The following is a 26,556-nucleotide window of genomic DNA, read 5'->3' as shown; positions in this document are numbered from 1 at the left end:
CTCAAATCCTTAGCTAAATCCCTAGTCGCTGCCAGATCACGTCCAGGTTGGCCTGATGCAGATCGGTGCTGAAACACTCAGCCAGCTGCTCAGCGCTGAGCTTGCTGATCACCTCTGCATCGGCTTCAAGGTTGGCGCGGAAGTTGCCGCCGTCCATATTCCAGGCGCTGTGGGCGTTGCGCTGCACGATCCGGTAAGCGTCTTCGCGGTTGATGCCGGCTTCCACCAAGGCCAGCAGCACCCGCTGGCTGAACACCACTCCGCCGTAAACGTTCATGTTGCGGGCCATGTTGTCTGGGTAGACCCCTAAGCCCTTCACTACCTCGGTCATCTCCCGCAGCATGAAGTGCAGGGTGGCGGAACAGTCGGGCAGCATCATGCGCTCCACCGAGCTGTGGCTGATGTCGCGCTCGTGCCAGAGGGCGCAGTTTTCCAGGGCCGCCACCACATAGCTGCGCAGCACTCGGGCCAGGCCACTGATCCGCTCGCTGCGGATCGGGTTGCGCTTGTGGGGCATGGCCGAGCTGCCCTTCTGCCCCTTGGCGAAATTTTCCTCCACCTCGAGCACGTCGGTGCGCTGCAAGTTGCGGATCTCGGTGGAGAAGCGCTCCAGTGCCGCGCCCACCAGGGCCAGGGTCTGCACGTATTCGGCGTGGCGATCGCGGGCGATCACCTGGGTGCTGGCCGTATCTGGCTCCAGGCCAAGCTTGGCGCAGGCGATCGCCTCCACCTGGGGGTCGGTGTTGGCGTAGGTGCCCATGGCGCCGCTGATCTGGCCCACGCTCACCACCCGCTCGAGCCGCTCGAGGCGCTCGCGGTTGCGTTCCACTTCCGCCAGCCAGCCGGCCACCTTGAAGCCGAAGCTGATCGGCTCGCCGTGGATGGCATGGCTGCGGCCGATCATCACCGTGCCCTTGTGCTCGCGGGCTAGCGCCCTGAGGGCATCGGCGAGGGCATCAAGCTCGGCGCGCAGTAGGGCCACCGAAGCTTTCATCTGCAGGGCCAGGCCTGTGTCGAGCACATCTGAACTGGTCATGCCCACGTGGATGTAGCGGCCCGCATCCCCCACGTGTTCATTCACATTGGTGAGGAAGGCGATCACGTCGTGGCGAACCTCGGCCTCGATCTCGAGGATCCGCTCTACCGAAAATCTGGCCTTCGCCTTAATCGTCGCAACTGCCTCAGCGGGCACTCGCCCCAAATCACAATTGGCCTCGGTGGCAGCGATCTCCACATCGAGCCAGCTTTGGAACTTCGCCTGCTCGCTCCACAGGGCGCCCATCTCGGGCAGGGTGTAACGCTCGATCAAGGCCGCGCCTGGCTCACTGCCAGACCAATGTATGGGTGCGCCCCTTAGGCAGCGGTCGTCAGGCGTTGGTGCTCCACCTCCCAGTGCACCTGATGGCCCCAGGCCTGCTGCCGCACCCAGCAGCGGCCGCCGCGGCACTGGATCAGCTGGAAGGGGGGCAGGTCGGAAGGTTGATTGCGCAGTTTGACGAAGCTGCCGGGATAGAGCAGTTCCAGCACATTGGCTGCAGCATTCGCGGTCCGGATTGAGGTGGCCATCGGTGCCGGATCAACTTCTGGGTGCCATCCTCTGCCGGGTTTTGGTGCGGAGGCAGAGATGCTTGGAATCTGTTCCGTTTGCGTTGTGGTTTGATCACAAAAGGTGGAGCGCCATGGCTCGCAAGCAACGACTGGATTTGGAGCTCGTGGCCCGCGGCCTGGCGGCTAGTCGTCAGCAGGCCCAGCTGTTGATTAGGGCCGGGCGGGTGCGCCACGGCGACAAAGTGCTCGATAAACCAGGCACCGAGGTGTTGCCGGAGGCCGAGCTGGTGGTGCAGCAACTTCCTCGCTATGTATCAAGGGGTGGCGAAAAGCTGGTGCGGGCCCTTGAGGCCTTCCCCATCGCCGTGCAGGGGCGCGTTTGCCTTGATGGCGGCATCTCCACTGGCGGCTTCAGCGATTGTCTGCTTCAGCACGGGGCCTGCCGCATTTATGGAATTGATGTGGGCTACGGCCAGACGGCCTGGAGCCTGCGCAGTGATCCGCGGGTAGTGCTCAAGGAGCGCACCAACCTGCGTCACCTCACCCCGGATGCTCTTTACGGCCCCGAAGACCCCTGGCCCGATCTAGCGGTGGCCGATGTGTCGTTTATTGCCTTGGCCTTGGTGCTGCCTGCCCTGCTGGCGCTGCTGCAACCCCAAGCACCCGTGGATCTGCTGTTGCTGGTTAAACCCCAGTTTGAGGTGGGCAAGGGCCGGGTGGGCAAGGGCGGGGTGGTGCGTGATCCGGTTGCGCATTGCGATGCCATCGAAGGGGTGATCACCGCGGCCTCTGGCCTGGGTTTGGTGGCTTGCGGCCTGGTGGCATCACCAATCACTGGACCTGCCGGCAACCACGAATACTTGCTCTGGCTGCGGCGCTCCGATTGCGATGGGCGGGTCGGAATGGGTGATGTTGCCGGGGATGTTGCAGTGGATGTTTTTGAGCCTGTTGAACAGCTTGTTGAACCAGCCCAAAGCGACCCGAAATTCAGCTCTGCGCCAATCCGCCCTGCGCCAATCAGCCCAGAGCAAATAAAAAACCTGGTAGCCAGCACGCTGACTCCCAGGGAATAAAAATCAAAAGGGGTGCTGGCGCTCAGATGGCGCCGCTGTCCCGATCACCGGTGCGGATTCGAACCACCGAATCAATCGTGCTCACGAAGATCTTGCCGTCGCCGATTTCGCCGGTGCGGGCCGCGTCTTGAACGGCGCTAACCACGGTGTCGACCTTGTCGTCATCGACAACTATCTCAAGTTTCAGCTTCTGGAGGAATTCGACGGTGAATTCAGAGCCGCGATAGCGCTCTACCTGGCCCTTTTGACGGCCAAAACCCCGCACTTCGCTCACGGTCATGCCCACGATCCCCGCATTGACCAGGGCGACCTTGACGTCCTCGAGCTTGAAGGGACGAATGATGGCCTCAATTTTTTTCATAGGAACAGCTCGGGCTAATTAGGAAGTCTCTCAGGAAATCCCTGCCGATGGTAGGGAGTAAAGCCATTACGCCCGAGCTTTGCGGGGGTCGTCGTAGCGATTGCTACCGGCTCGGGCAGCCGTTGGCTGCGGCCACTTTCCTTAAGATCGCCCAGTGGCACTGGCCCTTACCCTTTCCTTGCTCCGATGTCTTCCAGCCCAGCTTCTGCTAACGCGTCCTCCCTCACCCAGGCGCCCATGTATGGCGAGCGCGCCATCGCTGAAGCAGAGCTGATCTGTTTTGACAATCCCAGGCCTGCCCGTGCCTACGAGATTTCCATCGAGCTGCCGGAGTTCACCTGTAAGTGCCCATTTTCCGGGTACCCCGATTTTGCGGTGTTGCGCCTGATCTACCAGCCCGGCCCCCGGGTGGTGGAGCTCAAGGCCATCAAGCTCTACGTCAACAGCTACCGCGACCGCTCCATTTCCCATGAAGAGGTGACCAATCGCATCTTGGATGATCTGGTTGCCGCCACCGATCCCCAGTGGATGCAGCTGGAGGCTGATTTTCACCCCCGCGGCAACGTTCACACCGTGGTGCGCGTCAGCCACGGCACGCGGCTGGATTGTTAGAGCTGGGCGAGCATCTGGGGCAGCTCGGCAGCGAAGCCGGTGAGATTGCGGTTGCAGAGGCCCGCAACGTGCAGCTGACCCGCTTGGCCGGCCGGCTGCTCAGCGATGGCCCAAAGCTGACGCGTAGCAAGCAAGCTGAGACCACCGCCGGCTAGGGCGATCGCAAATCCTGCATAAACCAGTGGAACCCCAGGATCACGCTTCAGCAGGATGCCACTGGCGGGGAGCACGCTTTCAACCCGTATCGGTAGCCCTTTCACTTCCACAGCTGCGCCGCCTGGGGCTAGGCGAGCTAAGGAGATTCCGTCGGCGCCGTAGATCTCCACAGGGCCTTGTTCGCTGCCCAAGCTGAGCAGCACCGGCTCGCTGCCATCGGGACGGGTGGGCAGCACGATTCCCCAAATCTGTTCGCCTAGCTGAGGAAAGCTCTGTAGCGGTAGCTCCAGTAGGGGGCTTTTGCCCAGTTGCAGGCTGATGGTGGCCAGGGCCCAGTCGGCTTGATAAAGGGTGACCCCCTTGAAGCGCAGCGGATGGTTAACGCTGATCTCAGCCTGCTTCAGCAGGCTGCCGCCGCTGCCATCGCCCTCCAAGATGCGCAACTGGGAGGTGAATTGCTCAGGTCGTCCGGCGGGATCGCGCTGGATTGAAAAGTGGTCGAGGGCGAGGGTGAGTTGGCTGCTGCCCCGGCTGTCCATCAGCTCCAGGCTGCGGCCGGGGGCGAGGTATTGCTCAGCCCGTTGCCCCCCAAGTGCCCCCCAGGCGGCTCCGAGCATCAGCACCACCATCCCGGCGTGCACCAGCAGGGGCCCGACCCGGCCTAGCAGCCCCTTGCGGGCTGCTAGGCGGTCGTCGTGGCGCTGAATTTGCCAGCCCTGGCGCTGCAGCAGTCCGGCCAGCTGATCGAGGCTCGCCGTGGGGGAGTTGGTGCTGAGGGTTTCGGCCACGCTCAGCTTGCTGAGCTGGCGGGGGGTGCTGTAGTCGATCCAGCGCAGGGCGGCCTGCAGGGCGGGCCACTGGCGGCGCCAGCTGCATAGCAGCAGGGCTAGGGCCAGCCAGGCCAGCAGCCCCAGGAACCAGCCGCTGGAATACACATGGTCGAGCTGGAGGGCCAGCACCCCATCACCGTTCAGCAGGCCGAGCCAGGGCTGGGGGTCGTAGAGCCGGTGGTAAAGGTCGGCTGGTTCCCGCTGGGGGATGGCCGTGCCGACGCCACTGGTGACGGCAATCACCAGCAGCAGCACGATCGCTACCCGCAGATCGGAAATCCAGCCGACCAGCCGCAGCAAGGCTTTCATCGCCAGTTGGCCACCAGGGTGAGGGCGCCGGTGGTCACCAGCACCACGCCGCTGATCGGGGGAACCCATTGGCCCAGCCGCCTCAGGCTCAGCAAGCCCGGCAGGCTGGCGGCCGCCGTGCCGGCCAGCAGCAGCGGCACCACCTGACCCGCTCCAAAGCTGGTGAGCAGCAACATGCCTACCAGTGGTTTGCCGTTCTGGGCCATCCAGGCCAGCAGCACAGCCAGCACTGGCGTTGTGCATGGGGTTGCGGCCAATCCAAAAGCCAACCCTGCCGCCAAAGGAGCTAGGGGGGCTGGCACCCGGCGACGCCAGACTTCAGGATCGGGTCCGGCGGGCAGGGGCAGCTTCAGCAGGCCCAGCAGGTTTAGGCCCATCAGCAGGGCAAGCACAGCCACCACCGTGGGAATCAGCCCGGGGATTTGGCCGTAGATCCGGCCCAGTAGGCCGCTAACCAAGCCCAGCAGCACCAAGGAGGCCACGATGCCGGCCGCAAAGCTGAGGCTGCGCTGCCAGGGAGCCTGGCTGGGCTTAACGCCGGGCGTGCCGCCAAAACCAGCCAGATAGGCAAGGGTGACCGGCAAAAGCGACAGGGAGCAGGGCCCCAGGCTCGTGAGCAGGCCGCCAGCAAAGACAACCCCAACGGTGGTGGGGGTGGGGCTGGCCAGGGAGCGCTGCAGCAGCGTCTCGCTGCTGCGGGCCCAATCGGCCAGTTGGGGCCCAAAACTAATCATCCAATCAGCCTATCGGGCAGCTGCGGTGCGGCGGCGCCTGGGGGTAGGGGCAAGACCGCCTGCCTCCAGCGAGCAGCGGATCAGCAAGCCGCAAATAAGCAGGCTGGCCATCAAGGAGTTGCCGCCGTAGCTGATCAGTGGCAAAGGCAGGCCGGTGGTGGGCATGGCACCGCTGGCTACGGCGATATTGAGGATGGATTGGCCCACCAGCAAGGTGGTGCAGCCGATGGCGATTAGGCGCTGCTGGTTGCTGCGGCAGCTGAGAGCAACCCTCAGGCCCACAAAGCCAAACAGCAGCAAAAACAGCAGCAGCACCAGCGAGCCCACGAAGCCAAATTCCTCAGCAAAAACTGCAAAAATAAAATCGGTGCTCTGGATCGGCAGGTATTGCAGTTTCTGGGTGGAAAGGCCAAACCCCTCGCCTAGAAAGCCTCCTGAGCCGATCGCCATCAAGCTCTGCACCAGTTGGTAGCCGTCCCCCTGGGCGTCCCGCCAGGGATCCAGGAAGGACACCACCCGCAAACGCTGGTATTCGTTGATCATGATGCTGGCGCTGCCAAGCAGCCCTCCCGCTCCGGCTGCCCCGAGCAGCATGGGCAGGGAAAGGCCCCCAGCCAGGGCCATCAGCCAGAGCAGCAGCCCTGATAGGGCGGCGGTGCTGAGGTTTGGTTGCTTGAGGATCAGCAGGATCAGGGCCCCAAATGCCCCTAGCCATAGCAGTTTCTGGTCGTTGCCGATGCGCTTCCAGTGGGCAAAAAGGGCAGCGCCCTGCAACACCACAAAAGGCTTGACCAATTCCGATGGCTGCAGCTGTACCGGTCCAAGCACCAGCCAGCGACTGGCGCCGTTGACAGTGCTGCCCATCACCAGGGTGGCTGCGACCAGAATGATCCCAACCCACAACCCCAGCGGAGCTAGGTGCAACCAGCGCCGCAGGCTGGTGCGCAAGCCAAACCAGAGCAGCCCCCAGCTGGCAGCCATCCAAACCAGCTGGCGTTTGAGATAAAAGGCGCCGTCGCCCATCTCCCGTTCAGCTACCCACCAACTGGCGGAGGTGAGCACCAGTAGTCCGATCACGCTCCAGACCGCCACCATGCCCAGAAGCAATCTGGCCTCTGCAGGCCACTGGGACCAGGGCAACGGCAGCAGCACCCCAGCCTTCGGAGGACCGCCGACAGCGTCGCGGTGGAGGTTGTGAGTTGCGGTGCGGGCCAAGGCTGGAATTGGGGAGTGGCAGAGGTAGGGCCATCTTCAACCCATTGAGCCGTGCCCGGGGGGGTGTTGTCGACCCCTGGCAGCCAGAGTAAAACAACAAAAAAGCCCGGCATCTGCCGAGCTTGGGAAGAAACGAAATGTACTGAATAATCAGTTGCCGACGTTCTGTTGGCGACGCCCAGCGGCTAGTTCTACTTTGAGGATCTTGCCGCCCTGTTTCATGATCCGCTGCTGCTCAGCGAACCAGCTGTCGTAGGGCACCCATTTGGTGAAATAGGTGTTTTGAAGCTCACGCTGGGAGCGGCTCTTTTCCGGGCAAGGAATGCAAGCCGTGATCTTGAACAGACGCATGGAGATGATCCTCGGGTGTGCCGATGGCAGGGATCAGTTGCCCAGGCCGGAGCAGATGTAGTCGAAGTAGACGGCCATTTCACGACCGGCATCAGGACCCACCAGTGCAGCGGTGGTTTCCTTCATGGCCTGGATGGATTGCACGGTGGCACCAATGGGTACACCCAGGGAGTTATAAGTCTCCTTGAGACCATTCAGCACCCGCTCATCCAGGATGGAGGTGTCCCCAGCCAGCATGGCGTAGGTGGCGTAACGTAGGTAGTAGTCCAGATCGCGGATGCAGGCTGCATAGCGACGGGTGGTGTACATGTTGCCGCCCGGACGGGTGACATCCGAATACAGCAGCGACTTAGCTACGGCCTCTCTGATGATCGCCGAACCATTGGCGCTGATGGTGGCAGCGGCGCGGACGCGCAGTTCACCACTGGTGAAGTACTGCTCCAGGCGGCCCATGGCGGAGTCGTCCAGGTACAGGCCCTGAACGTCGGCCTGGTTAATGACGTTTGTGATCGCGTCTTGCATGAATCCAGCTGTGGTGGCGGGGAGTAGTAAAAGAACGCTGCCTCAGGAGAGGGCGCCAATGACGTAGTCGAAGTAGAAGCCGGCTTCTTCAGCGTCAGAGCCGGTAAGTAGACCCATGGCGGCGTTCTTCATTTCCCGCACGGACTCAGCCATGGCATCGAGGGGAGTGCCGAGGGAGCGATACATCTCCTTGGCTCCGATGATGCCAACCTCTTCGATGGGGGTCACATCGCCGGCGATGATCCCGTAGGTCACCAAACGCAGGTAGTAGTCCATGTCGCGGAGACACGAAGCGGTCATCTCCTCGCCGTAGGCGTTGCCGCCGGGGGAAATCACGTCGGGACGCCGCTGGAACAGGGCGCCACCAGCGGTCTTGACGATGCGCTCGCGGCTTTCTCCGAGAACCTGGGCGACGCGGATACGACGTTGACCAGCGCCCACGAAGGACTTGATCTGGTCGAGTTCGCCAGGGCTGAGATAGCGGGCTTCCGCGTCCGCGTTGATGATCGAGTTGGAGACGATGCTCATGCAGTTCTGCCTCGAAACAAGCGGCCGCCTTGACGGAGACCGATATCCGGTGGGTAAGGGAAAGGATCGACTTGCGCCGATCGCCAAATCATTCTGCGGCAAAGCCCCTCGCTGGCCCCCTGGCGGTAACAGTTCTTCATGGCGTTTGTGGTTGAAAAACCCCTTGCGGCGCAATGGCTTTGGGCGGTATTGTTAATAGCGGCTTGGCGCAGCAATTATTCATCATTTTGCTTCGCTAATCGCTCCACTTGTTTCGGCTTGCGGCTCAACTTTTGCGACAATTATTATCTTGATCATAAAAAACCCCCCGAAGTGTCTCCGGGAGGCTCGCGAAGTCGCTGAAGCAGCGCGCAGGGGTGGCATCGGGTTGAGGCGTTGCTGGGCGTAGGGGCCTACTTCCAGCGGCGAGTTGGTGCAGGTGCTTGGCGGATGCTGCCCGGCCCTGCGATGAAGTTGTCTTCGGGCCGAGATGCCGTCATGGTTTCTCCCCCTACGGTCTGAGCTGTCCAGCTCCCCACGACAATCTGCCGGCGCCCCGGCAGGTTGCGATTGGTTACATCTCCGGTAGTGCGTACGGTCTGGTCAACGGGCACGTTTGGACGTTTGTCCTGGGTAAATTCATTGGCATAGGCAGAGGCGTCGAAGGCGCGGTTGAGGCCGGGCACCTTGCGCGCATTGCGATCAGTAGCGGTGACAAATCGCTCGTAGGGGACTATATCTTCACCGTAGGTTTCGTTGTATTCGCGGCTGTTCAGGATCCCGTCGACGACGCCGTAGAAGCCGGTGCGGGCAGCGGTATCGAAGTAGGCGTCAATTTCCCATCGCCCGAAGGTTGGGCGACCTAGCAGCCGGCGATGTATAACCTCGATGGCCTTGGTGATGTATAGGCCGCTCCAATAACGGCGGCGGAAGGCCTTGGAGCGGGCGACCTGGCGGATGAATTCCCGCAGGCTGATATCGCCGTTCTCGAGCTTGATTTCTTCAACCTTATTGCGCTCTCCGGCATAGCCAGCAGTGCCTAAAACTTGCACATAGACCGCATTAATAACGGCCTGGGTGCTGGCTTCAGTGCCACGGATGCTGGGCTGGCCGCCACGGGTGGGCACGGAGCTGCCGCCGGTAGCAATCTGCTGGAGGCGTACAACCTTGGGCCCCACCCGGCGGGGCTGGGCCTTACGGAACTGGGCGCTGTCCATCTGGCCAGGCTGGGCCAAGCCATTGCCGATCAGGATGCGGCGGCTGTCGTAGCCGTAGGGCGCTGGCCGGGTGGCCACTGAGGCGGTGCCGGAAGGGAAAATCGCGCCGAAGTTGAGGGCCAGGGGATCGTTGCCGCCGCCGTAGACGTGCTGATCGGCGAAGGGTTGGCGATAGGACGCGTAGAGGGTGACGTATTGGGGTGCGCCTTCAAAAGGCGCGCTGAAGCGGAATAGCTTGCGGTTTGATCCCCAGCCGGCACTCTCCTGGGCTTCTTCACCGAGATCCCGCAGGTAGGGCACGGTTTCCTCGCCGAACACCCGCGCGTATTCCAAGGTGTTGATCAGGGAATCCACTAGACCATTCAGGCCTTGGACGCTGACGATGTCGAAGTAGCGGGTGAATTCCTCACGGGAGCTGATGCCGCGACCGAGGAAGTGGCGGAAGGCCAGCTCAACCGCCCTGCTATTGGAAAAGCGTCCGAAAAACTGTTGGCGATATTCTTTGCTGTGGCCGAGGGAGCGGATGAATTCCCGCATCGACAGCTGGCCCTGGCGCACCTGGCTGGCTTCAACCGGGCAGGGCGTCTGGCTGTAGGCCTTGGCGATGTCCCGTTCAAAAACCTGGCGATAGGCGGCTCGAATCACTTCGGCTTTCTGGGCGCCACTTAGGCGCTTTCTCATGATGAAGCGCTGCTTGCCGTCTGCGGCTAGGGCATAGGTGGCAGGCAGTTGCAGGCCCTGACTTTCAGGGCTGCCGAGGCGCTGCCGGGTGCTTGGTGTGGCCACCTGCAGTTCGGCGAGCAGCACGTTGAAGTACTGGATCACCAGCTCGCGGGCCTGGGGATTGTCTTTGCAGAGGCCGGCGGCTGCGGCGCGCATTTCCTGCAGGGCCACATTGGTAGCCGCCAATGAGCAGGCCTTCTCCAATATGTCGCGCAGGCCGCGGGTGTTCACGGCCAGGATGCTGGGGTCTCCTGCCACCAGGGCGTAGCCCACATAGCGGAGGAACCAGCCCATGTCGCGCAGCGACTTGCGCATCCGATCGGTGCCGTAACGGCCCACGGCAATCGGGCTGAAGCCGGTGGGCAGCACAACCCTTACATCGGCGTCGCCACCTGAGCTTTCGAGCAAGCGAGTGATCAGGTTGCCGCTGGAGTTGCCGGTGCCCTGGGCGAAGGTCTGCACCGAACGCTGAAAGGCGGCCTGGTCAGCGGCCAAGGGGGTGGCGTCGCTGGACCCACTGCTGACGACGCTCAAGGGAGCATCTAGGTAGGAGAGGGGCGTGCCTCCGGAGAAGATCCGGTTGGCCGCCTTGGCCACGATGAAATCAGCGTTTTCTGAGATGCGGCGTGCAGCTTCTAAGCGCTGCTGGCCACTCTGGAAAAACGCCACCAAGGTTTCAAGCTCGCCGCCGTCGGGGAAGCGATCCTGTTGCTCCGCCTGACGGACGCTGGAGAGCGGCAGGGTGTCGTAGCGCTGGGGTGAAACCCTGGTGCTGCCGCTGCTGGCGGTCACGGTCATTGACGAGAGCGAACCGGGCAGGGCCACGTTACGGCGGGCCCTCGGGGCCTTTGCCCAGCCATGAACAAATGTTTGCAGCTTCGCTGGCTTGCTGATGCCAATTGACCCGTTTTGACTCGTTCTAGTGGCCGCTGGACGTGAAAAGCTCAGCCGGTTGCCGCTGATCCGTCCTTGCCTGCCAGTGATGCCGCCACGCCGATGGTGAGCGCCTTTTACGACCGTTTCCCCTACCCGGGAGACCCCCTCCAAGACGGCCCACCCCCTGGATACAACTGGCGCTGGTGCATCGATAGCGCCTGGGCTGCTGCTACTGGAGCCCTACCGCCGCGCTCCGACCAAGGTGAACGGTCTTGGCGGATTCTCGACGCCGGCTGCGGCACCGGCGTCAGCACCGATTACCTCTGCCACCTCAACCCCGGTTCCTCGGTCCTGGCGGTAGATATCAGCGCCGGAGCGCTTGAGGTGGCACGGGAGCGCACCCGACGTTCAGGGGCTGCAAAAGCAGTGCGGGAGTTGCGTATCGAACAGCGCAGCCTGCTTGATCTGGCTGGCGAGGGACCCTTCGACTACATCAATTCCGTTGGTGTTCTGCACCACCTGCGCGAGCCAGAGGCTGGTTTGCAGTCATTGGCTGGATTGCTGCGGCCAGGCGGGCTACTGCATCTCTTTTTGTATGCGGATGGCGGCCGCTGGGAAATTCACCGCACCCAGCGGGCCTTGGCACGGCTGGCCGTCGGTTCAGGAGCGGAGGGGCTAAGGCTGGGTCGCCAGCTGCTGGCTGAGTTGCCTGAGGGAAACCGACTGCGCCAGCATCACGAGCGGCGCTGGATCGTCGACACGGCAGCCGATGCCAATTTTGCGGATATGTATCTGCACCCCCAAGAGACCAGCTACAACCTCGAACGTCTGCTGGCTTTTGTCGCCTCAGCCGGTTTGGAGTTTGCCGGGTTTTCCAATCCGGAGGTGTGGTCGCCCGCGCGCTTGCTTAGTGGTGAGCTGCTGGAGCGGGCCCAGGGCCTCAGTCAGCTTGAGCAGTGGAGCCTGGTGGAGGAGCTTGATCCTGATATCAGCCATTTCGAATTTTTTCTCAGCCATGGTGCGGTGAGGGCACCCGATTGGAGCGACGACAAAGTTTTGCTGGCAGCTCGGGGTGAAATAAACCGCTGCCTTTGGGGTTGGCCAGCCACCCGCTTGATGGGGCCAGACCTAACGCCCCTTGACGTCAGCGAGGCGGGGCTCAATTTGATGGCTGCCCTTGAGACCGCACCGGGTGTGGCGATCGGCCAGCTGCCTTTGGATTGGCCTGCAGCGCAACGGCTTGCCGTGGCCCGCCAACTGCTGAACCAGAGGGTTTTGCTGCCGGTGCTCTGAGGGGGCAGGGATCAGGACCGTGATAGATTCCGCGCGCCTTTTCAGGGATTTGAGCGCGCTTGTCGGTATCCCTCCCCTGCCCCCTACTTCCCGACCCTGAACCCACCGTTTCAACGGCAGTTCAGGCTGGTGAAGCGGTTGAGCAGCTGGATGATGCCACCGGTGCATCAACCCTGCCAGCGCTAACCGCCGATGTCAGCAATGGCATGGATGGTTATTTCCGGCTCCAACGCCGGCTCTTGCTTGCAACCTTGCTGCTTTCGGCAGTGGCGGTGGCAGGAACAGCCGTTTTGGGCTCCATCTCCACGGCTTCCAGCCTGTTGGTGGGTGCTTTAGCTGGCCTTCTTTACCTGTGGCTGCTCAGCCGCAGTGTCACCAAGCTGGGAGAAAATGCTCGGCGGGTTAGCAAGGTTCAGCTGCTGGTGCCGGTCGTCCTGGTGCTTATCGCAGCCCGGATTCCCCAACTTTCGATCCTGCCGGCTCTTTTGGGCTTTCTGCTCTACAAGCCGGCCGTGATCCTTCAGGCAGTCTTCGACACCTGACCCCATTTCCGTTCCGTCGCCCTGGCGACCCCGAACTCCCCTTCGCTGGCTCCGATGCCTCTCCTTCTCCCCTTTGCTGAACTGGAGGTTGGTAAACACCTCTACTGGCAACTTGGCAACCTCAAGATTCACGGCCAGGTTTTCCTGAGCTCCTGGGTCGTTATCGGTGCCTTGCTTGCCTTTGTAGTGGTTGGCACCCGCAAGCTGGAGCGTGATCCCCGAGGTACCCAGAACCTGCTGGAGTTCCTCTGGGATTACATCCGAGATCTCTCCCGTGAACAGATTGGTGAGAAGGCTTACCGCGATTGGATGCCCTTCATCGGCACCCTTTTTCTGTTCATCTTTGTGAGCAACTGGGGCGGAGCCCTGGTGCCCTGGAAGCTGATCCATCTGCCTAGTGGCGAGCTTGGGGCACCAACGGCTGATATCAACACAACCATTGCTTTGGCTTTGTTGGTATCCCTTGCCTACTTCTATGCCGGCTTGAGCCGTAAGGGGCTGAGGTATTTCGAGTACTACGTGGAGCCGACACCGATCATGCTTCCATTCAAGATCGTTGAAGATTTCACCAAGCCCCTTTCCCTTTCCTTCCGTCTATTTGGCAACATCTTGGCGGATGAACTGGTAGTCGCAGTTCTGGCATTTCTGGTGCCCTTGATTGTGCCCCTGCCTGCAATGTTCCTGGGTCTTTTCACCAGTGCTATTCAGGCCCTGATTTTTGCCACCCTCGCCGCCTACTACATCGGCGAGGCGGTGCACGAAGAGCACCATTAGGAGCTCCTCGCCAGCTGCTCCGCTCCGGCGGTCTGCTAAATCTCCCTCGCGCAGGTCCGGAAGCATCCCGGGCCCATTCTTGAAAGGATGTCCTCAGCGCAGGGTTTTATTCCCGGTCCATAACGCGCCACAACCGCGACCCCAATCCCCCACTCCACCATGGATTCCATCACCTCCGCTGCGTCTGTTCTGGCCGCTGGTCTGGCTGTAGGCCTCGGTGCCATCGGCCCCGGCATCGGTCAGGGCACCGCAGCTGGCGGCGCCGTTGAAGGCATTGCACGTCAGCCTGAAGCCGAAGGCAAGATTCGCGGCACCTTGCTGCTCTCCCTGGCCTTCATGGAAGCGCTCACCATCTACGGCCTTGTGGTCGCCCTGGTGCTGTTGTTTGCCAACCCCTTCGCTGGTTGAGCGTTGTTGTGAGTGGAAGGAGGGCTGGGGCTTGTTGCTCCTGCCCTCCCAGGCTCACAAACCTCAATCCCGACCGATCGTTCCAGCGCCCTCGCCCAAATGACCAGCTGGCTTCTGCTCGCCGAAGCAGGTGTCCCTGAGGGAGGTCTTTTTGACCTCGATGCCACCCTGCCGCTGATGGCGGTTCAGGTTGTTCTCCTCACTTTCATTCTGAATTCGCTGTTCTTCCGCCCCGTAGGACGGGCAGTGGAGGAGCGTGAGAGCTTTATCTCCACTAGCCGCGCTGACGCCAAGCAGAAGCTGGCTCAATCTGAGCGGCTGGAAGCCGATCTCAAGGAACAGCTCAAGGACGCGCGTCAGCAGTCCCAAAAGTTGATCCTCGAGGCCGAGCAGGAAATGGATCGTCTCTACCGCGATGCCCTTGCCGCGGCTACGGCCGATGCCAATGCTTCCCGTGAGCAGGCCCGCCGTGAGATTGATTCTCAGCGAGACCAGGCGATGGACCGGCTTAATAAGGACGCCGACAAGCTCGGTGATCTGATCGTGACCCGCTTGCTGGCTGCCTCATGACTTTCCTGCTCCCCTCCTTGCTAGCAAGTCACGGCGGATTTGGTTTCAACCTCAATCCGTTCGAGACCAACATCATCAACTTGGCGATTGTGATCGCCTGCCTTTGGAAGTTTTTGCCAGGTTTCCTCGGCAGCATCCTGGAGCGCCGTCGTGCAGCCATCCTCAACGATCTGCAAGATGCTGAGCAGCGTCTTCTCGCAGCAACATCTTCGTTAGCTCAAGCCCAGCAGGATTTGTCGGCAGCACAACAAAAGGCTGAGCAGATTCGCGCTGATGGTTTGGCCCGTGCCCAATCCTTGAGGCTGGAAAGCGAAAAGCGCACGATCGTTGAAATGGCTCGCCTCAAGCAGGGCGCCATGGCCGACTTGAATGCCGAAGCTGCCCGCGTCACCGACCAGTTGCGCCGCGAAGCCGCCAACCGGGCTATTGCCCAAGCACTTGCCACCCTCCCCGGCAAGCTCAATGCAGATGCCCAGGCCCGACTGATCGATCAGTCCATTTCAACCCTGGGTAAAGCCTGATGCCACTCCTTAACTCGATTGCAACCCCATACGCCGAGGCGTTGCTGCAGGTAGCTGAATCTCGTAAGGAGACTGATGCTGTTGCCAAACAGGCAAAATACCTTCTGGCCGTATTGAGTTCGAGCCCCGAGCTAAAAGCTGCTCTGGCGTCGCCCGTGCTTGAGCCGGAATCCAAGAAGGCTGCTTTGGCAAAGCTTTTCGACGATCAGGTCACCCCTGCGGTGCAAAATCTGCTCAAGCTATTGGCCGATCGCCAGCGCCTGCCCATGATGGAGGCTGTCTTGATGCGTTTCCTGGAGCTTTATCGGGAGCTGCGCAACATCACTTTGGCCAAGGTGACATCTGCTGCTGCCCTCAGCGAGGAGCAGCAGGCTGAGCTCAACCGCAAGGTTCAAGCGATTGCAGGCTCTAAATCGGTGGAGTTCGACCTCGTGGTTGATCCCTCCTTGATAGGTGGCTTCATCGTCAGCATGGGCTCCCAAGTTATTGATGCCAGCCTTTCTGGTCAGGTGCGCCGCCTTGGACTGGCGTTGGCTCAGGTGAGCTAGCTCCTCTGTCCGCCCAAGCTGCCGGAACCTTATGGCTCCGGCAGCGCTCTCCCCGCTTCCCCGTCTTCCCCTCCATCAGCCCCCCTGTGGGGACTTCCTCCCATGGTTTCCATCCGCCCCGACGAGATCAGCGCCATCCTCAAGCAGCAGATTGAGGACTACGACAAGTCGGTTTCGGTTAGCAACGTTGGCACCGTGCTGCAGATCGGCGATGGCATCGCCCGCGTGTATGGCCTGCAGCAGGTGATGGCCGGTGAACTGGTGCAGTTCGAGGACGGCACCGAAGGCATCGCTCTCAACCTCGAAGACGACAATGTCGGCGTGGTGTTGATGGGCGAAGGTCGCGGCATTCAGGAGGGCAGCACCGTCAAGGCAACCGGCAAGATCGCCGCCGTGCCCGTTGGCGACGCCATGCTTGGCCGGGTTGTGAATTCGCTGGGCCAGCCCATCGACGGCAAGGGTGACATCGCCACCACCGAAACCCGCCTAATCGAATCGATGGCGCCTGGCATCATCCAGCGCAAGTCGGTGCACGAGCCCATGCAAACGGGCATCACCGCGATCGACGCCATGATTCCGATCGGCCGGGGCCAGCGCGAGCTGATCATTGGCGACCGTCAGACTGGCAAGACAGCTATCGCCATCGATACGATCATCAACCAGAAGGGCGAAGACGTCGTCTGCGTTTATGTGGCCATTGGTCAGAAGGCCGCATCCGTAGCCAACGTGGTTGAAGTGCTGCGGGAGAAGGGAGCCCTCGATTACACCATCGTGGTAGCTGCGAGTGCTTCCGAGGCTGCAGCCCTTCAATACCTGGCTCCCTACACCGGCGCGGCGCTGGCCGAATCGTTCATGTACAAGGGCAAGGCGACCTTGGTGATTTACGACGACCTCACCAAGCAGGCCCAGGCCTATCGCCAGATGTCCCTGCTGCTGCGTCGCCCCCCCGGTCGTGAGGCTTACCCCGGCGACGTCTTCTATTGCCACAGCCGTTTGCTTGAGCGTGCCGCCAAACTCAGCGATGCGATGGGCAAGGGCTCGATGACCGCGCTGCCGATCATCGAAACTCAGGCCGGTGACGTATCCGCCTACATTCCTACCAACGTGATCTCGATCACAGATGGCCAGGTGTTCCTGAGTTCCGACCTGTTCAACTCCGGTCTACGCCCCGCCATCAACGTTGGTATTTCCGTGAGTCGGGTGGGCGGTGCTGCCCAGACCAAAGCGATCAAGAAGATTGCCGGTACCTTGAAGCTCGAGTTGGCTCAGTTCGATGAACTGGCTGCCTTCTCCCAGTTTGCCTCCGACCTCGATGCTGCAACCCAGCAGCAGCTCGGCAGGGGTAAGCGCCTGCGCGAGATTCTCAAGCAGCCCCAGTTCAGTCCCCTAATCCTGGCGGAGCAGGTGGCTGTGGTTTATGCCGGCGTCAAGGGCCTGCTGGATGAGGTGCCTGTGGAGTCCGTGGTTCAGTTCTGCCGCGAGCTGCGCGAATACCTCAAGAGCAACAAGGCCGAGTTCATCTCCAAGGTGCAGACCGAGAAGCAGCTCAGCGACGAAGCTGAAGCCATGCTCAAGGATGCCATCAACGAGGTGAAGTCGACCATGCTCGCCTCCGTTTGAGGAGGGGCATAACTAATGGCAAACCTCAAAGATATCCGCGACCGGATCGGTTCGGTCAAGAACACTCGCAAGATCACTGAGGCCATGCGCCTGGTGGCAGCCGCCAAGGTTCGCCGCGCCCAAGAGCAGGTACTGCGCAGCCGTCCTTTTGCTGACCGGCTTGCCCGCGTGCTGGAAAATCTTCAGTCACGCATGCGCTTTGAAGATGCCGACGCTCCCTTGCTTGAGCAGCGCGAGGTTGGCACCATCACTCTGCTTGCCGTTACAGGTGATCGGGGATTGTGCGGTGGCTACAACGCCAACATCATCAAACGCACCGAACTGCGCACCGCTGAACTTGTTGGCCAGGGCTACAAGGTCGATCTGGTATTGATTGGTCGTAAGGCGATCACCTACTTCCAGAATCGCGCTAATCAGTACACGATTCGCGCCACCTTTACCGGTCTTGATCAGGTGCCCAAGGCCAGTGAGGCGATGGGTATCGCCAACGAAGTGCTGGCGGAGTTTCTCTCCGGCAGCACCGATCGTATTGAGATCATCTTCACCAAGTTCATCAACCTGGTGAGCTCCAAGCCCGTGATTCAGACCCTGCTACCTCTCGATCCCCAGGGAATTGCTATTCCTGAAGACGAGATCTTCCGCCTCACTACCCGGGACGGCCGGCTAGGGGTTGAAGTGGGTACGGCTGCCAACTTGCAGTCCAAGCTGCCCTCCGACATTGTCTTTGATCAGAGTCCTGATCAGCTGCTCAATGCCCTGCTGCCCCTTTATCTGGAAAACCAGCTTCTGCGTTCTCTGCAGGAGGCCGCAGCTTCGGAGTTGGCCAGTCGGATGACGGCAATGAACAACGCCAGTGATAATGCCAAGGCCCTAGCAAAGAGCCTCACGCTCGACTATAACAAGGCCCGCCAGGCCGCCATTACCCAGGAAATTCTGGAAGTGGTTGGCGGTTCTGCCGGTATGTCCTGAGTCTGGGGGGCTGGTTTGCAGATCGAGCCTCTGTTTCCGGTGGCTCTTGGCAGGGTGCAGCTATCGCCTGATCCCCTGGATACGGCACTGCAACTTCAGGCCCTGCACGAGCTGCGGGGCCATGCCAGCTCCAACCCCGATCCTGGCTGTGCCTGGACTGGTGACCTTAATGGTGTTTGGCAGTTGCAGCGTCAGCCGGCCTTTGCGCCCCTGATTACTGGCTTGACAGGCCATGCAGAAGCTTTTCTGCAGCAATTGGGTTTCGATCTCAGCCGAGTGGCCTTGCAGCTGCAGCGCTGCTGGCCCGTGCTCAGCGAGGAGGGGCAGGTGGTAGGCCGCCACCACCACCCCAACGCTCATCTCAGCGCCATTTACTACCTCAATGGAGATGGCAGCGGCCGCAGTGGCTGTCTGCGCCTGTGGCCGCAGCGGCAGGTGAATGAACTGGTGCCTGGGATGGCCGTTGGCCACGAAGGTCCGTTGGCTGCATCACCTTGGAGCGCACCTTGGCTTGATGTGGCTCCCCAGGCAGGCCTGCTGCTGCTGTTTCCCAGCTGTCTGGATCACGCGGTGCTTCCCAACGAGGACCCGGATGATTTGCGCTGCTCCCTCAGCATTGATTTCGCCCTAACAGCCCCCGTGGCTAGGGATGGGTCCTCGCCACCGGAATATCTGGCGCCCCACCCCAGCCAGTGGCAGGAGGTTTGATTGCCGCGGCTGGTGCGGGTGGGCTGGAACAATGGCCTCTAGCTGCCCACTCCGGCACCCTCCTGTGACCGAAACCCAGACCTTCACAATCACCGCCGAGTTTCAAGGCACCCAACACACTTTTTCCTGCCGCAGCAACCAAACCGTGCTGTCTGCAGCCGAGGCCGCTGGGGTCCCTTTGCCCAGTTCATGCTGTTCGGGGGTCTGCACCACTTGCGCGGCTCTGATCAGTGAGGGCAGCGTTCAACAGCCCGATGCCATGGGGGTCAAGGCGGACCTGCAACTAAAGGGCTATGCCCTGCTCTGCGTTTCCTTCCCCCAATCTGACCTGCGGCTCCAGGCGGGGATGGAGGACGCCCTCTACGAAGCCCAGTTCGGTAAATACCAGAAATGAGTGCTGCGGCGGTGCGCCTGCAGCCCATAACTCTGCAGTTCCGCCGTGCTCCAGGGCCTTTGTTGGCCCAGATCGAGGCCGTGTTGGCTTCGCACGGCCAACCGCTGCGCTGGGCGATCACCGCGGTGGAGCCTGGCCTGGCTGGATCTTGCCCATTGCTGACGCTTGAAGCGGTGGTGCTGGCATGACGACGAGCCGGCCTCTGCCTACCTTGCTGGTGATTCCCACCGGGATTGGATGTGAGCTGGGTGGTTATGCGGGTGATGGCCTGCCTGCCGCCCGCTTGCTGGCGGCCGCCAGTGGCTGCCTGATAACCCATCCCAACGTGATGAATGGGGCCTCGTTGTACTGGAGCGATTCCCGCATCCACTACGTGGAGGGCTCGGCCCTCGACCGCTTCGCTGCCGCTGGGATCGGCCTGCGGCCGGTGCGCCGGCAGCGGCTGGGGCTGTTGCTCGATGCCGGTATCGATGCGGAGCTGCACTGGCGTCATCTGCAGGTTGCCGAGGGCTGCCGGGCCAGCCTGGGTTTGGAGATCGGGCCGGTGGTCACCACCGATGCCCCCCTGGAGGTGAGCCTGTGTCTGGGGGGCAGTGGCGCCAGCTGGGGGCAACTAGGCCGCCCCGAGCTGCTGCTGCGGGCTGGCCACATGCTCAAGGCTGCCGGGGCTACGGCTATTGCGGTGGTAACTCGCTTCCCCGAGGACAACTCCAGCGAGGCACTAGCTGCCTACCGCCAGGGGTCTGGTGTGGATGCTCTGGCCGGTGCCGAGGCGGTGATCAGCCATCTTCTCAGCCGCGAGCTGGGCTTGCCATGCGCCCATGCGCCGGCCCTCAGTCCCCTGCCGCTCGATCCTGGTCTCGACCCCCGGGCGGCGGGGGAGGAATTGGGCTACACCTTTTTGGCCTGCGTGCTAGTGGGACTGAGCCGGGCGCCCGATCTGGTGCCGCTGGCGCCAGGGGTACCCGGCTCAGGAGCCTTGCCCGCAGCCGGGGCTGATCTGCTCCGCATCGAAGACGTGGGGGCTGTTGTGGCCCCGGCAGGAGCCCTGGGGGGGGCGGCTGTGCTGGCCTGTGCTGAGCGCGGCATTCCAGTGATCGCAGTGCACAACCCCTGCGTACTCAACGTGTCGGCGGCGGCCCTGGGCTTGGAGGTGCTCCCTGCGGAGAGCTATGCGGCGGCGGCTGGGTTGCTGGTCGCCCTGCGCGAGGGAATCAGCCCCTCTGCTCTGGTGCGCCCTTTGCAGCGGTTGAACAAGATCAGCGCAGACAGGCCATCGGGTGCCGGGGAGTCACATCCAGGGCCCGGGCAACGCCGGGATGACACACCGCCCCATGCACCGTGTTGAGACCGGAGAGTAGTCCGGGGCGGTCGGTGACGGCTTCAACCAGGCCCCGCCCCGCCATTACGAGGATGTAAGGGAGGGTGACACTCACCAGCGCTTCGGTGGAGGTGAAGGGCACGGCCCCTGGCATGTTGCCGACGGCATAGTGCTGCACGCCGTGGAGCGTGTGCACCGGATCGGTGTGCGTGGTCTCGCGGCTGGTGGCAATGCAGCCCCCCTGGTCGATCGCCACATCCACCACCACGGAGCCGGGTTGCATTTGCTGCACCAGCGCCTCCGCCACCAGGGTGGGGGCCCGGCCACCGGCGGTGAGCACGGCACCAATCAGTAGATCGGCACTAGGCACTAGGCGCTCGATCAGGCTGCTGCTGCTCACCAGGCTCACCAGCCGGCCGCGGCGGTGGGCCTCGAGGCTGCGCAGCCGCTCGGGCGAGCGATCCAGCAGGAATACCTCCGCATCCATGGCGGCGGCGATTCGGGCCGCATTCCAGCCCACACTGCCTGCACCCAGCACCACCACCCGCGCCGGCCGCACCCCGGTGCATCCCCCCATCAGGATGCCGCGACCGCCGTGGGGGCGCTCCAGCAGATGGGCCCCCACCTGGGCGGCCAGCCGACCGGCGATTTCGCTCATCGGCGCCAGCAGGGGCAGGCTGCCGTCTTCGAGCTGCACGGTTTCGTAGGCCACGGCAGTGGTGCCCGCTTCCAGCAGGGCCCGGCCCACCTCCGGGTAGGCGGCCAGGTGCAGGTAGGTGAACAGCACCAGATCGGAGCGCAGAAAGCCGAACTCCTCGGGCTGGGGCTCCTTGACCTTCACCACCAAATGGGCGCCCCAGGCTTCTGCGGCGCTCACCAGCCGGGCCCCGGCGGCGGCGAAGGCGGCATCGCTGAAGCCAGCCCCTAAACCTGCTCCCGCCTGGATGCGCACCTCCATGCCCTGGTTCACCAGATCGGCCACCCCGTCAGGGGTGAGGGCCACACGCTGTTCATCGCGCTTGATCTCTGCGGGCACGCCGATGCTTGCCATCGGGGCCGTCAGGTTGGCGCCGCTGGAGCTGGGGGGTGCCATGGATGTGCTGCTGTTTGTGGTTCCAGGTTGGCTGCGGCTGGCGATTGGCGCCATGCATGACTCAGCGGCTGGCGATCGGCATGCGCCAGCCGCTGCCGAAGGCCCGGTCGCCGATCTTGAGCAGGGGCGGTGCCTGGCGCCGCTTGAACTCGGCCCGGCGCAGCAGCTGCATCACCCGTTCGGCCAGCTCCGCTGGGGTGCCGCTGGCGATCAGCTGCTCCGGACTGGCCAACTCCTCGATGTAGGCCTTCAAGATCGGGTCGAGCACGGCGTAGTCGGGCAGGGAATCGCTATCGAGCTGGTCGGGGCGCAGCTCGGCGCTGGGGGGTTTATCGCGGATCGCCCGCCCCACCAGCTCGCCTTCGCCTGGCAGCCCCAGCTCACGCCGGCAGGGGCAGGCGGCGGTCGAATCGAGCCAGGCGCAGAGCTCGAACACGCTGGTTTTGTAGAGGTCACCAATCACGGCCAGGCCGCCGTTCATGTCGCCGTAGAGGGTGCAATAACCGACGGCCAGCTCGCTTTTGTTGCCGGTGGAGAGCAGCAGCTGGCCCTGCTGGTTTGCCACAGCCATCAGCAGGGTGCCGCGGATGCGCGACTGCAGGTTTTCGGCGCTCAGACCGCTGGGTGGGCCCGCCAGCACCGGTGTCAGGGCGGTGTCGAAGCTGGCCATCAGCGCCGCGATCTCAGCGGTGCGGCAGCCCAGGCCCAGGCGCCCAGCTAGGGCCTGGGCATCGCGTAGGGAGCCATCCGAGCTCCAGGGGGAGGGCATCATCAGTGCCTGCACCCGCTCACCCCCCAGGGCAGCGGCGGCGATCACGGCCACCAGGGCTGAATCGATGCCACCACTTAGGCCGAGCAGGGCGCTGCTGAAGCCGCATTTGCGGGCGTAGTCGGCCACGCCCAGCACTAGGACCCGAAACAACTGCTCGTTTTCAGTAGGCAAAGATGCCACTGGCAAAGATGCTGCTGGCCCCGCGCCGTTGACTTCCCAGCAGCTCACCTGCTCCTTGCAACTGGCCAGCTGGCTCACCACTCCGCTGCCGGCATCCACCACGAAGCTGGCACCGTCGAACACCAGCTCGTCGTTGCCGCCCACCTGATTGACGTAGACCACCGGGCAAGCGAGCCGGCTGGCGGCGCGGCGGGCCAGGCTCTGACGCAGGGCCACTTTGGCCTGGCCAAACGGTGATGCCGAGAGGTTGAGCAGCAGGTCGATGCGGCTTGAGAGCAGCTCGGCGACGGGATCGGTACCAGCCAGGCGGTGGCCCTGCAGCTCCTCCTCAACCCAGAGGTCTTCGCAGATCGTTAGCCCCAGGCGCCAGGTTCGGCCGCCCCGCTCAAGCTCCAGCACACTCGGCCCCGTGGCGGCGCAGAAGTAGCGCTGCTCGTCGAAGACGTCGTAGGTGGGTAGCAGCCGCTTACGGGCCACCACGCGCCAGCTGCCGGCCTCCACTAAGGCCACAGCGTTGAAAAGGTTGGGCAACGGCGCGGCGCCTGATGGTTCGGCCATGCCCACCAGCACGGCCAGCTGGGGCAGCTCTTGGGCCAGGTAAGCAGCCAGCTGGTCGAGCACGGCGCCTTGCTTCGCGATCAGGCTGGGGCGCAGCAGCAGGTCGCGCGGTGGGTAGCCCCAAAGGGACAGCTCGGGGGTGAGCACCAGATCAGCCCCCTGGGCAGCGGCCTGACGGCTGGCCGCCAGAATCAGCTCACCGTTGCCCCCTAGGTCGCCAACTAGCGGATTTAGTTGGGCCAGGGCGAGGCGCATTAGGGGCGTTTGAGGGGCTGGCTGAGGTTCGGTTCGCCCAATCCGTAGAGATTGTGCTTGAGCAGTAGCGGCAACAGGGCCGCAGGTAGCTGGGCGGGGTCGGGGGTTTGGCGCAGCGCCGAGCTGGCGGTGGCGGGAACCTGCAGGGGCAGGATCACCACCCGGCCCCCCAGCTGGGTGAGCTGTTCAAGTTGTTTGAGCTGCAGGGGCCAGCCGGCCCGGGGGGCGATTGCCAGCACGCAGGCCTTCAGCACGGCTTCGGCCTGTTTCCAGCTGGGGATCTGGGCAGCCAGATCACTGCCCACCACAAACACCAGCTCGCTACCAGGCCACTGGGCCGCTGCCTGCTCCAGGGTGGTGATTGCCCAGGGGCTGCTGAGCTCCTGCCGGTGGCTCAGCCTCGGATCGCCGATGGCTGCCACCAGCTCGCCCAGCAGGGTGGACCGTTGCTCCAGGGGGGCGCCGTGGAGTTTTTGGGGGTTGTCGCTTGCCCAGGTGGCGACCTGGGGATAGAGCTGCACCAGGCCCTCCAGCAGGGCCTGGTGGCCGCGGGTCGGCGGGTCGGCGCTGGTGCCAAACAGGGCGACCGGCCCCTCTGCGGCTTTGACGACCCCGTTGCTCATGGCAGCAGGGCCTGGAGGTTGGGGGCCGGCTCGCTGCGTTCGCCCAGCCACAGGCGCACCTGGGGATCGTTGATAGCCAGGCGCCGCAGCAGGGCGCCGGGTTGGCCGCCCCGCTGGGAGCTCCGCAGTAGTTCGGCGGCGGCGAGCCGGCCGGTGAGCCGGGTGGTGTGCACGGCCAGGGCCGCCTGGGCCAGGGCTACCGGCGCGGCTGGAGCGAGGCTGAGGCCGCCAGTGAGCGGCGCCGCCAGCAGCAGCAGTTGGCGTAGGGCTCCTAGGGCTAGCTGGATGCCGATCTGGGCGCCGCCCAGCAGGGCGTTGTGGCCGGAGAGCCGCCGCAGCAGCTCGCGGGCGCCGGCGCCGTGCATCGGCAGGCCGTAGAGCTGGCAGAGCTGCAGCACCAGGGCGGTGTCGCAGGCCAGGCCGCCGGCCAGATCCAGCAGCACCAGGGGGTTGGCGGCCACGCCGGTGGCCTTGAGGGCGGCGAATCGGCCGATCAGGCTTTGGGCGGCCTGGCGGCTGGCCCCCAGGCGCCAGCGTTGCAGGGACTGGTGAAAGCGCTCCGCGCTGCCCAGGGCATTAAGGGCAAGCAACAGGCAGCCGTGTTGCTCCAGCAGCTGCAGCAGCGACCGCCTCAGCGGCTCCACCTGCGGAGCTTGAACAATGCTGCGCACCCGGCCATCGGCCAGCAGCTGGGGTTGGCGTGGCGCGGCGGCCACCGGGATCAGCTCCAGGTGCCGGGCCGCTGCCGGCAGCCGCCGCTTGATGCTGGCGATCAGCTCGGCCTGCTCGGCCTCGCTCCAGCAGTCGCAGCGGTTGAGCACCAGCAATACCGGCTTGCCGCTGGCCAGCAGCGGCGCCAGGGCGTCGTGCTCGACGCTGGTGAGGTCGCCGTCGAGCACCAGCAGCACCAGGTCTGAGCCGAGGGCTACTCGGGCCGCCAGTCGCGCCCTGGCGGCGGCGGCGATCTCATCGATGCCAGGGGTGTCCACCAGCTCCACCCGGCTTAGCCCCGCCATCGGTTGCGCCCAGGCCTGGGCCTGCTGGTGGCGCGTACAGCCGTGGGCCACGTCGGTGGCAAAAGCCGCTTCTCCCAGCAAGGCGTTAAGCAGGCTCGACTTGCCCACCCCCACTCGGCCAAACACGGCCACCCGCAGACTGCGCTGCTGCAGGCGACCTAGCTGGCGATCCAGGGACAGAAGCTGGCCGGCCAGCTGGCTTTGCTCGCGGCCACTGAGCTGGAGCTGGCGGCGCCACTGGTCGAGCAGGGATTGGCAGCGCTCCGGGATGGCGGGCGCCTGATGGGGGCACGGTTCGGCGCACGGTTCGGGCCTCATGGCCGCATCCCTTCGCCCGCAGGTTGGGGACGGCGCCACCAGCCGGCCAGCACCGCCAGCACCGCTTCAGCGCCAATCACGCCCACGAAGCCGCCGAATTCGTCCACAACGACGCGAACGCCGCTGCTGTTGCGGCGGAAGCCCGTGAGCAACCGGTCGGCCCGGATCATTTCCGGCACGTAATCGACCGGCTCGCTTAAGGAGGCGGCAGTGCGATTGCCTTCGCCTTGGAGCAGGGCTGCCAAAAGGCGCTCCCGGCCGGCCACGCCGAGCACCTCATCCACCTCTTCGCCGAGCACCACCCACCATTCGGCGTTGTTCGCCAGTAGGTCTTCTCGCAACTTCTCCAGGCTGGTCGCCCCATCGAGGGTGGGAGCCGCCACCCGTGGTGTCATCAGATCGCGGGCGGTGAGATCGTTTAGCTGGAACACCTTGGCGATCATGGCCGCCTCATCGGCCTCGATTTGGCCCTTCTGGGAGCCCAGCCGAGCCAGCAGACGAATCTCCTCTTCGTCGGTGCTGATCTCGTTTTCGGCGGTGATCGCCGGCAGCAGCCGCTCCAGCAGCAGCACTAGGGGCAACATCAGGCCGGCCACGATCGACAGGGCAGGGGCGCTGGCCAGGGCCACCGGCAGGGCCAGGCGGCTGCCGAGGGCCTTGGGCAGGATTTCCCCCAGCAGGATCACCAGCACGGTGAGCCCTACGGAAAACAGGGGCAGGGCGACCCCCTCGATGCCCTGGCGTTTGAAGACGATGGCGGCGTAGCCGCCCAGCATCAAGCTGCCAAAAATATTGAAGCCGTTATTGGCGATCACCAGCACCGACAGGGTGCGGCCCAAGCGCTGGCGCAGCTGCTCCAGGCGCCGCGCTCCGCGCACGGGCTTGCTGCGGGCGGCAAGTTCGTGCACCCGCACCGGGTTCACGGTGAGCAGAGCTGCCTCAACTCCAGAGCACAGGGCCGAACCTGCGATCACCAGCACCACCAGCAGCGCCAGGATGAGCAGGTCGTTCATTCCGCCATTTCGCCGCTCGCCATCTA

Annotated in this window: 30 protein-coding genes; 15 read left to right on the top strand and 15 right to left on the bottom strand. The window is 63.4% G+C overall.

The genetic code is table 11. The features are described 5' to 3' along the window. Nucleotides 1–13: 13 nt before the first annotated feature. Nucleotides 14–1,309: an adenylosuccinate lyase gene (gene purB / locus KBY72_RS01230; RefSeq protein WP_254959862.1), complete on the bottom strand. Its 1,296-nt coding sequence runs from the start codon at nt 1,307–1,309 to the stop codon at nt 14–16. A 44-nt stretch (nt 1,310–1,353) separates the two neighbouring features. Beyond that, nucleotides 1,354–1,566: a hypothetical protein gene (locus KBY72_RS01225; protein WP_254959861.1), complete on the bottom strand. Its 213-nt coding sequence runs from the start codon at nt 1,564–1,566 to the stop codon at nt 1,354–1,356. Between the two features lie 113 nt (nt 1,567–1,679). Between KBY72_RS01225 and KBY72_RS01220 the strand changes: the two genes are divergently transcribed. Further along, entirely contained in the window at nt 1,680–2,621 is a 942-nt protein-coding gene (locus tag KBY72_RS01220) for a TlyA family RNA methyltransferase (RefSeq protein WP_254959860.1), read from the top strand. Nucleotides 2,622–2,643: 22 nt separating this feature from the next. Here the strand turns inward: KBY72_RS01220 and KBY72_RS01215 are convergent, their stop codons facing one another. After that, nucleotides 2,644–2,982 carry a P-II family nitrogen regulator gene (locus tag KBY72_RS01215; RefSeq protein ID WP_106502346.1) on the bottom strand — a complete coding sequence of 113 codons (339 nt, stop codon included), beginning with the start codon at nt 2,980–2,982 and terminating at the stop codon, nt 2,644–2,646. 186 nt (nt 2,983–3,168) lie between these two features. On the opposite strand from KBY72_RS01215, the gene queF reads away from it, so the two are divergent. Then, the gene (gene queF / locus KBY72_RS01210) at nt 3,169–3,594 is read left to right on the top strand and encodes a preQ(1) synthase (RefSeq protein ID WP_254959859.1); all 426 of its coding nucleotides are present in this window, start codon (nt 3,169–3,171) and stop codon (nt 3,592–3,594) included. Here queF and KBY72_RS01205 read toward each other — a convergent pair. The 7 genes from KBY72_RS01205 to KBY72_RS01175 form a co-directional block, all read right to left on the bottom strand. Further along, nucleotides 3,591–4,889 (bottom strand): cytochrome c biogenesis protein ResB, encoded by a 1,299-nt coding sequence (locus KBY72_RS01205; protein ID WP_254959898.1) that lies wholly within the window; start codon nt 4,887–4,889, stop codon nt 3,591–3,593. The genes queF and KBY72_RS01205 overlap by 4 nt on opposite strands. Further along, on the bottom strand, nt 4,886–5,623 hold the full coding sequence (locus KBY72_RS01200) for a cytochrome c biogenesis protein CcdA (RefSeq protein WP_254959858.1): 738 nt from the start codon (nt 5,621–5,623) through the stop codon (nt 4,886–4,888). Before KBY72_RS01200 ends, KBY72_RS01205 begins: the two co-directional genes overlap by 4 nt. Before the next feature lie 9 nt (nt 5,624–5,632). After that, entirely contained in the window at nt 5,633–6,775 is a 1,143-nt protein-coding gene (locus tag KBY72_RS01195) for an FtsW/RodA/SpoVE family cell cycle protein (RefSeq protein WP_254959897.1), read from the bottom strand. 213 nt (nt 6,776–6,988) lie between these two features. Continuing rightward, on the bottom strand, nt 6,989–7,189 hold the full coding sequence (locus tag KBY72_RS01190) for a phycobilisome linker polypeptide (RefSeq protein ID WP_106502342.1): 201 nt from the start codon (nt 7,187–7,189) through the stop codon (nt 6,989–6,991). 33 nt (nt 7,190–7,222) lie between these two features. Then, on the bottom strand, nt 7,223–7,711 hold the full coding sequence (gene apcB, locus KBY72_RS01185) for an allophycocyanin subunit beta (RefSeq protein ID WP_106502341.1): 489 nt from the start codon (nt 7,709–7,711) through the stop codon (nt 7,223–7,225). Between the two features lie 42 nt (nt 7,712–7,753). Next, nucleotides 7,754–8,239: an allophycocyanin gene (locus KBY72_RS01180; RefSeq protein WP_106502340.1), complete on the bottom strand. Its 486-nt coding sequence runs from the start codon at nt 8,237–8,239 to the stop codon at nt 7,754–7,756. Between the two features lie 392 nt (nt 8,240–8,631). Then, complete coding sequence (locus KBY72_RS01175) at nt 8,632–10,956, bottom strand: phycobilisome rod-core linker polypeptide (protein WP_254959857.1); 2,325 nt, start codon at nt 10,954–10,956, stop codon at nt 8,632–8,634. 198 nt (nt 10,957–11,154) lie between these two features. On the opposite strand from KBY72_RS01175, the gene KBY72_RS01170 reads away from it, so the two are divergent. The 13 genes from KBY72_RS01170 (at nt 11,155) to KBY72_RS01110 (ending at nt 20,729) form a co-directional block, all read left to right on the top strand. Continuing rightward, the gene (locus tag KBY72_RS01170; RefSeq protein WP_254959896.1) at nt 11,155–12,327 is read left to right on the top strand and encodes a class I SAM-dependent methyltransferase; all 1,173 of its coding nucleotides are present in this window, start codon (nt 11,155–11,157) and stop codon (nt 12,325–12,327) included. 59 nt (nt 12,328–12,386) lie between these two features. After that, nucleotides 12,387–12,869 (top strand): ATP synthase subunit I, encoded by a 483-nt coding sequence (locus KBY72_RS01165; RefSeq protein WP_254959855.1) that lies wholly within the window; start codon nt 12,387–12,389, stop codon nt 12,867–12,869. A gap of 54 nt (nt 12,870–12,923) precedes the next feature. Then, nucleotides 12,924–13,643, top strand: a complete 720-nt coding sequence (gene atpB / locus KBY72_RS01160) for a F0F1 ATP synthase subunit A (protein ID WP_396121797.1) — start codon at nt 12,924–12,926, stop codon at nt 13,641–13,643. A gap of 159 nt (nt 13,644–13,802) precedes the next feature. Then, nucleotides 13,803–14,051 carry an ATP synthase F0 subunit C gene (gene atpE / locus KBY72_RS01155; protein ID WP_106502337.1) on the top strand — a complete coding sequence of 83 codons (249 nt, stop codon included), beginning with the start codon at nt 13,803–13,805 and terminating at the stop codon, nt 14,049–14,051. A 99-nt stretch (nt 14,052–14,150) separates the two neighbouring features. Next, entirely contained in the window at nt 14,151–14,621 is a 471-nt protein-coding gene (locus KBY72_RS01150; RefSeq protein WP_254959854.1) for a F0F1 ATP synthase subunit B', read from the top strand. Beyond that, on the top strand, nt 14,618–15,142 hold the full coding sequence (locus tag KBY72_RS01145; protein WP_254959853.1) for a F0F1 ATP synthase subunit B: 525 nt from the start codon (nt 14,618–14,620) through the stop codon (nt 15,140–15,142). The genes KBY72_RS01150 and KBY72_RS01145 overlap by 4 nt, the downstream gene beginning before the upstream one ends. Further along, nucleotides 15,142–15,690 carry an ATP synthase F1 subunit delta gene (gene atpH, locus KBY72_RS01140; protein ID WP_254959851.1) on the top strand — a complete coding sequence of 183 codons (549 nt, stop codon included), beginning with the start codon at nt 15,142–15,144 and terminating at the stop codon, nt 15,688–15,690. The genes KBY72_RS01145 and atpH overlap by 1 nt, the downstream gene beginning before the upstream one ends. 102 nt (nt 15,691–15,792) lie before the next feature. Next, nucleotides 15,793–17,310: a F0F1 ATP synthase subunit alpha gene (atpA, locus tag KBY72_RS01135; protein ID WP_254959850.1), complete on the top strand. Its 1,518-nt coding sequence runs from the start codon at nt 15,793–15,795 to the stop codon at nt 17,308–17,310. A gap of 15 nt (nt 17,311–17,325) precedes the next feature. Next, complete coding sequence (locus KBY72_RS01130; protein ID WP_106502332.1) at nt 17,326–18,279, top strand: F0F1 ATP synthase subunit gamma; 954 nt, start codon at nt 17,326–17,328, stop codon at nt 18,277–18,279. A gap of 15 nt (nt 18,280–18,294) precedes the next feature. Further along, a complete protein-coding gene (locus KBY72_RS01125) occupies nt 18,295–18,987 on the top strand; it encodes a TIGR02466 family protein (RefSeq protein WP_254959849.1) in 693 nt (230 codons plus the stop codon). 31 nt (nt 18,988–19,018) lie between these two features. Further along, a complete protein-coding gene (locus tag KBY72_RS01120; RefSeq protein WP_261359427.1) occupies nt 19,019–19,381 on the top strand; it encodes a 2Fe-2S iron-sulfur cluster-binding protein in 363 nt (120 codons plus the stop codon). Further along, nucleotides 19,378–19,569 carry a hypothetical protein gene (locus tag KBY72_RS01115; RefSeq protein ID WP_254959847.1) on the top strand — a complete coding sequence of 64 codons (192 nt, stop codon included), beginning with the start codon at nt 19,378–19,380 and terminating at the stop codon, nt 19,567–19,569. Before KBY72_RS01120 ends, KBY72_RS01115 begins: the two co-directional genes overlap by 4 nt. Beyond that, nucleotides 19,566–20,729: a DUF3326 domain-containing protein gene (locus tag KBY72_RS01110; RefSeq protein WP_254959846.1), complete on the top strand. Its 1,164-nt coding sequence runs from the start codon at nt 19,566–19,568 to the stop codon at nt 20,727–20,729. Before KBY72_RS01115 ends, KBY72_RS01110 begins: the two co-directional genes overlap by 4 nt. Here the strand turns inward: KBY72_RS01110 and ald are convergent. From ald to KBY72_RS01085, 5 genes are all read right to left on the bottom strand, one after another. Beyond that, the gene (gene ald / locus KBY72_RS01105) at nt 20,641–21,753 is read right to left on the bottom strand and encodes an alanine dehydrogenase (protein ID WP_254959894.1); all 1,113 of its coding nucleotides are present in this window, start codon (nt 21,751–21,753) and stop codon (nt 20,641–20,643) included. The two genes, KBY72_RS01110 and ald, sit on opposite strands and share 89 nt — an antisense overlap. A gap of 103 nt (nt 21,754–21,856) precedes the next feature. Then, nucleotides 21,857–23,560: an NAD+ synthase gene (locus tag KBY72_RS01100; protein ID WP_254959845.1), complete on the bottom strand. Its 1,704-nt coding sequence runs from the start codon at nt 23,558–23,560 to the stop codon at nt 21,857–21,859. Further along, nucleotides 23,560–24,183 carry a nicotinate-nucleotide adenylyltransferase gene (locus KBY72_RS01095; RefSeq protein ID WP_254959844.1) on the bottom strand — a complete coding sequence of 208 codons (624 nt, stop codon included), beginning with the start codon at nt 24,181–24,183 and terminating at the stop codon, nt 23,560–23,562. The genes KBY72_RS01100 and KBY72_RS01095 overlap by 1 nt, the downstream gene beginning before the upstream one ends. Then, nucleotides 24,180–25,517, bottom strand: a complete 1,338-nt coding sequence (locus KBY72_RS01090) for a GTP-binding protein (protein ID WP_254959843.1) — start codon at nt 25,515–25,517, stop codon at nt 24,180–24,182. The genes KBY72_RS01095 and KBY72_RS01090 overlap by 4 nt, the downstream gene beginning before the upstream one ends. Next, the gene (locus tag KBY72_RS01085; RefSeq protein WP_254959842.1) at nt 25,514–26,530 is read right to left on the bottom strand and encodes a CNNM domain-containing protein; all 1,017 of its coding nucleotides are present in this window, start codon (nt 26,528–26,530) and stop codon (nt 25,514–25,516) included. The genes KBY72_RS01090 and KBY72_RS01085 overlap by 4 nt, the downstream gene beginning before the upstream one ends. Nucleotides 26,531–26,556: the final 26 nt, after the last annotated feature.

Source organism: Cyanobium sp. BA5m-21, assembly GCF_024346235.1.
Taxonomy (GTDB): Bacteria; Cyanobacteriota; Cyanobacteriia; order PCC-6307; family Cyanobiaceae; genus Cyanobium_A; species Cyanobium_A usitatum.
The sequence above is the reverse complement of the archived record's forward strand: the minus strand, read 5'-3'. Positions and strand labels throughout refer to the sequence as shown.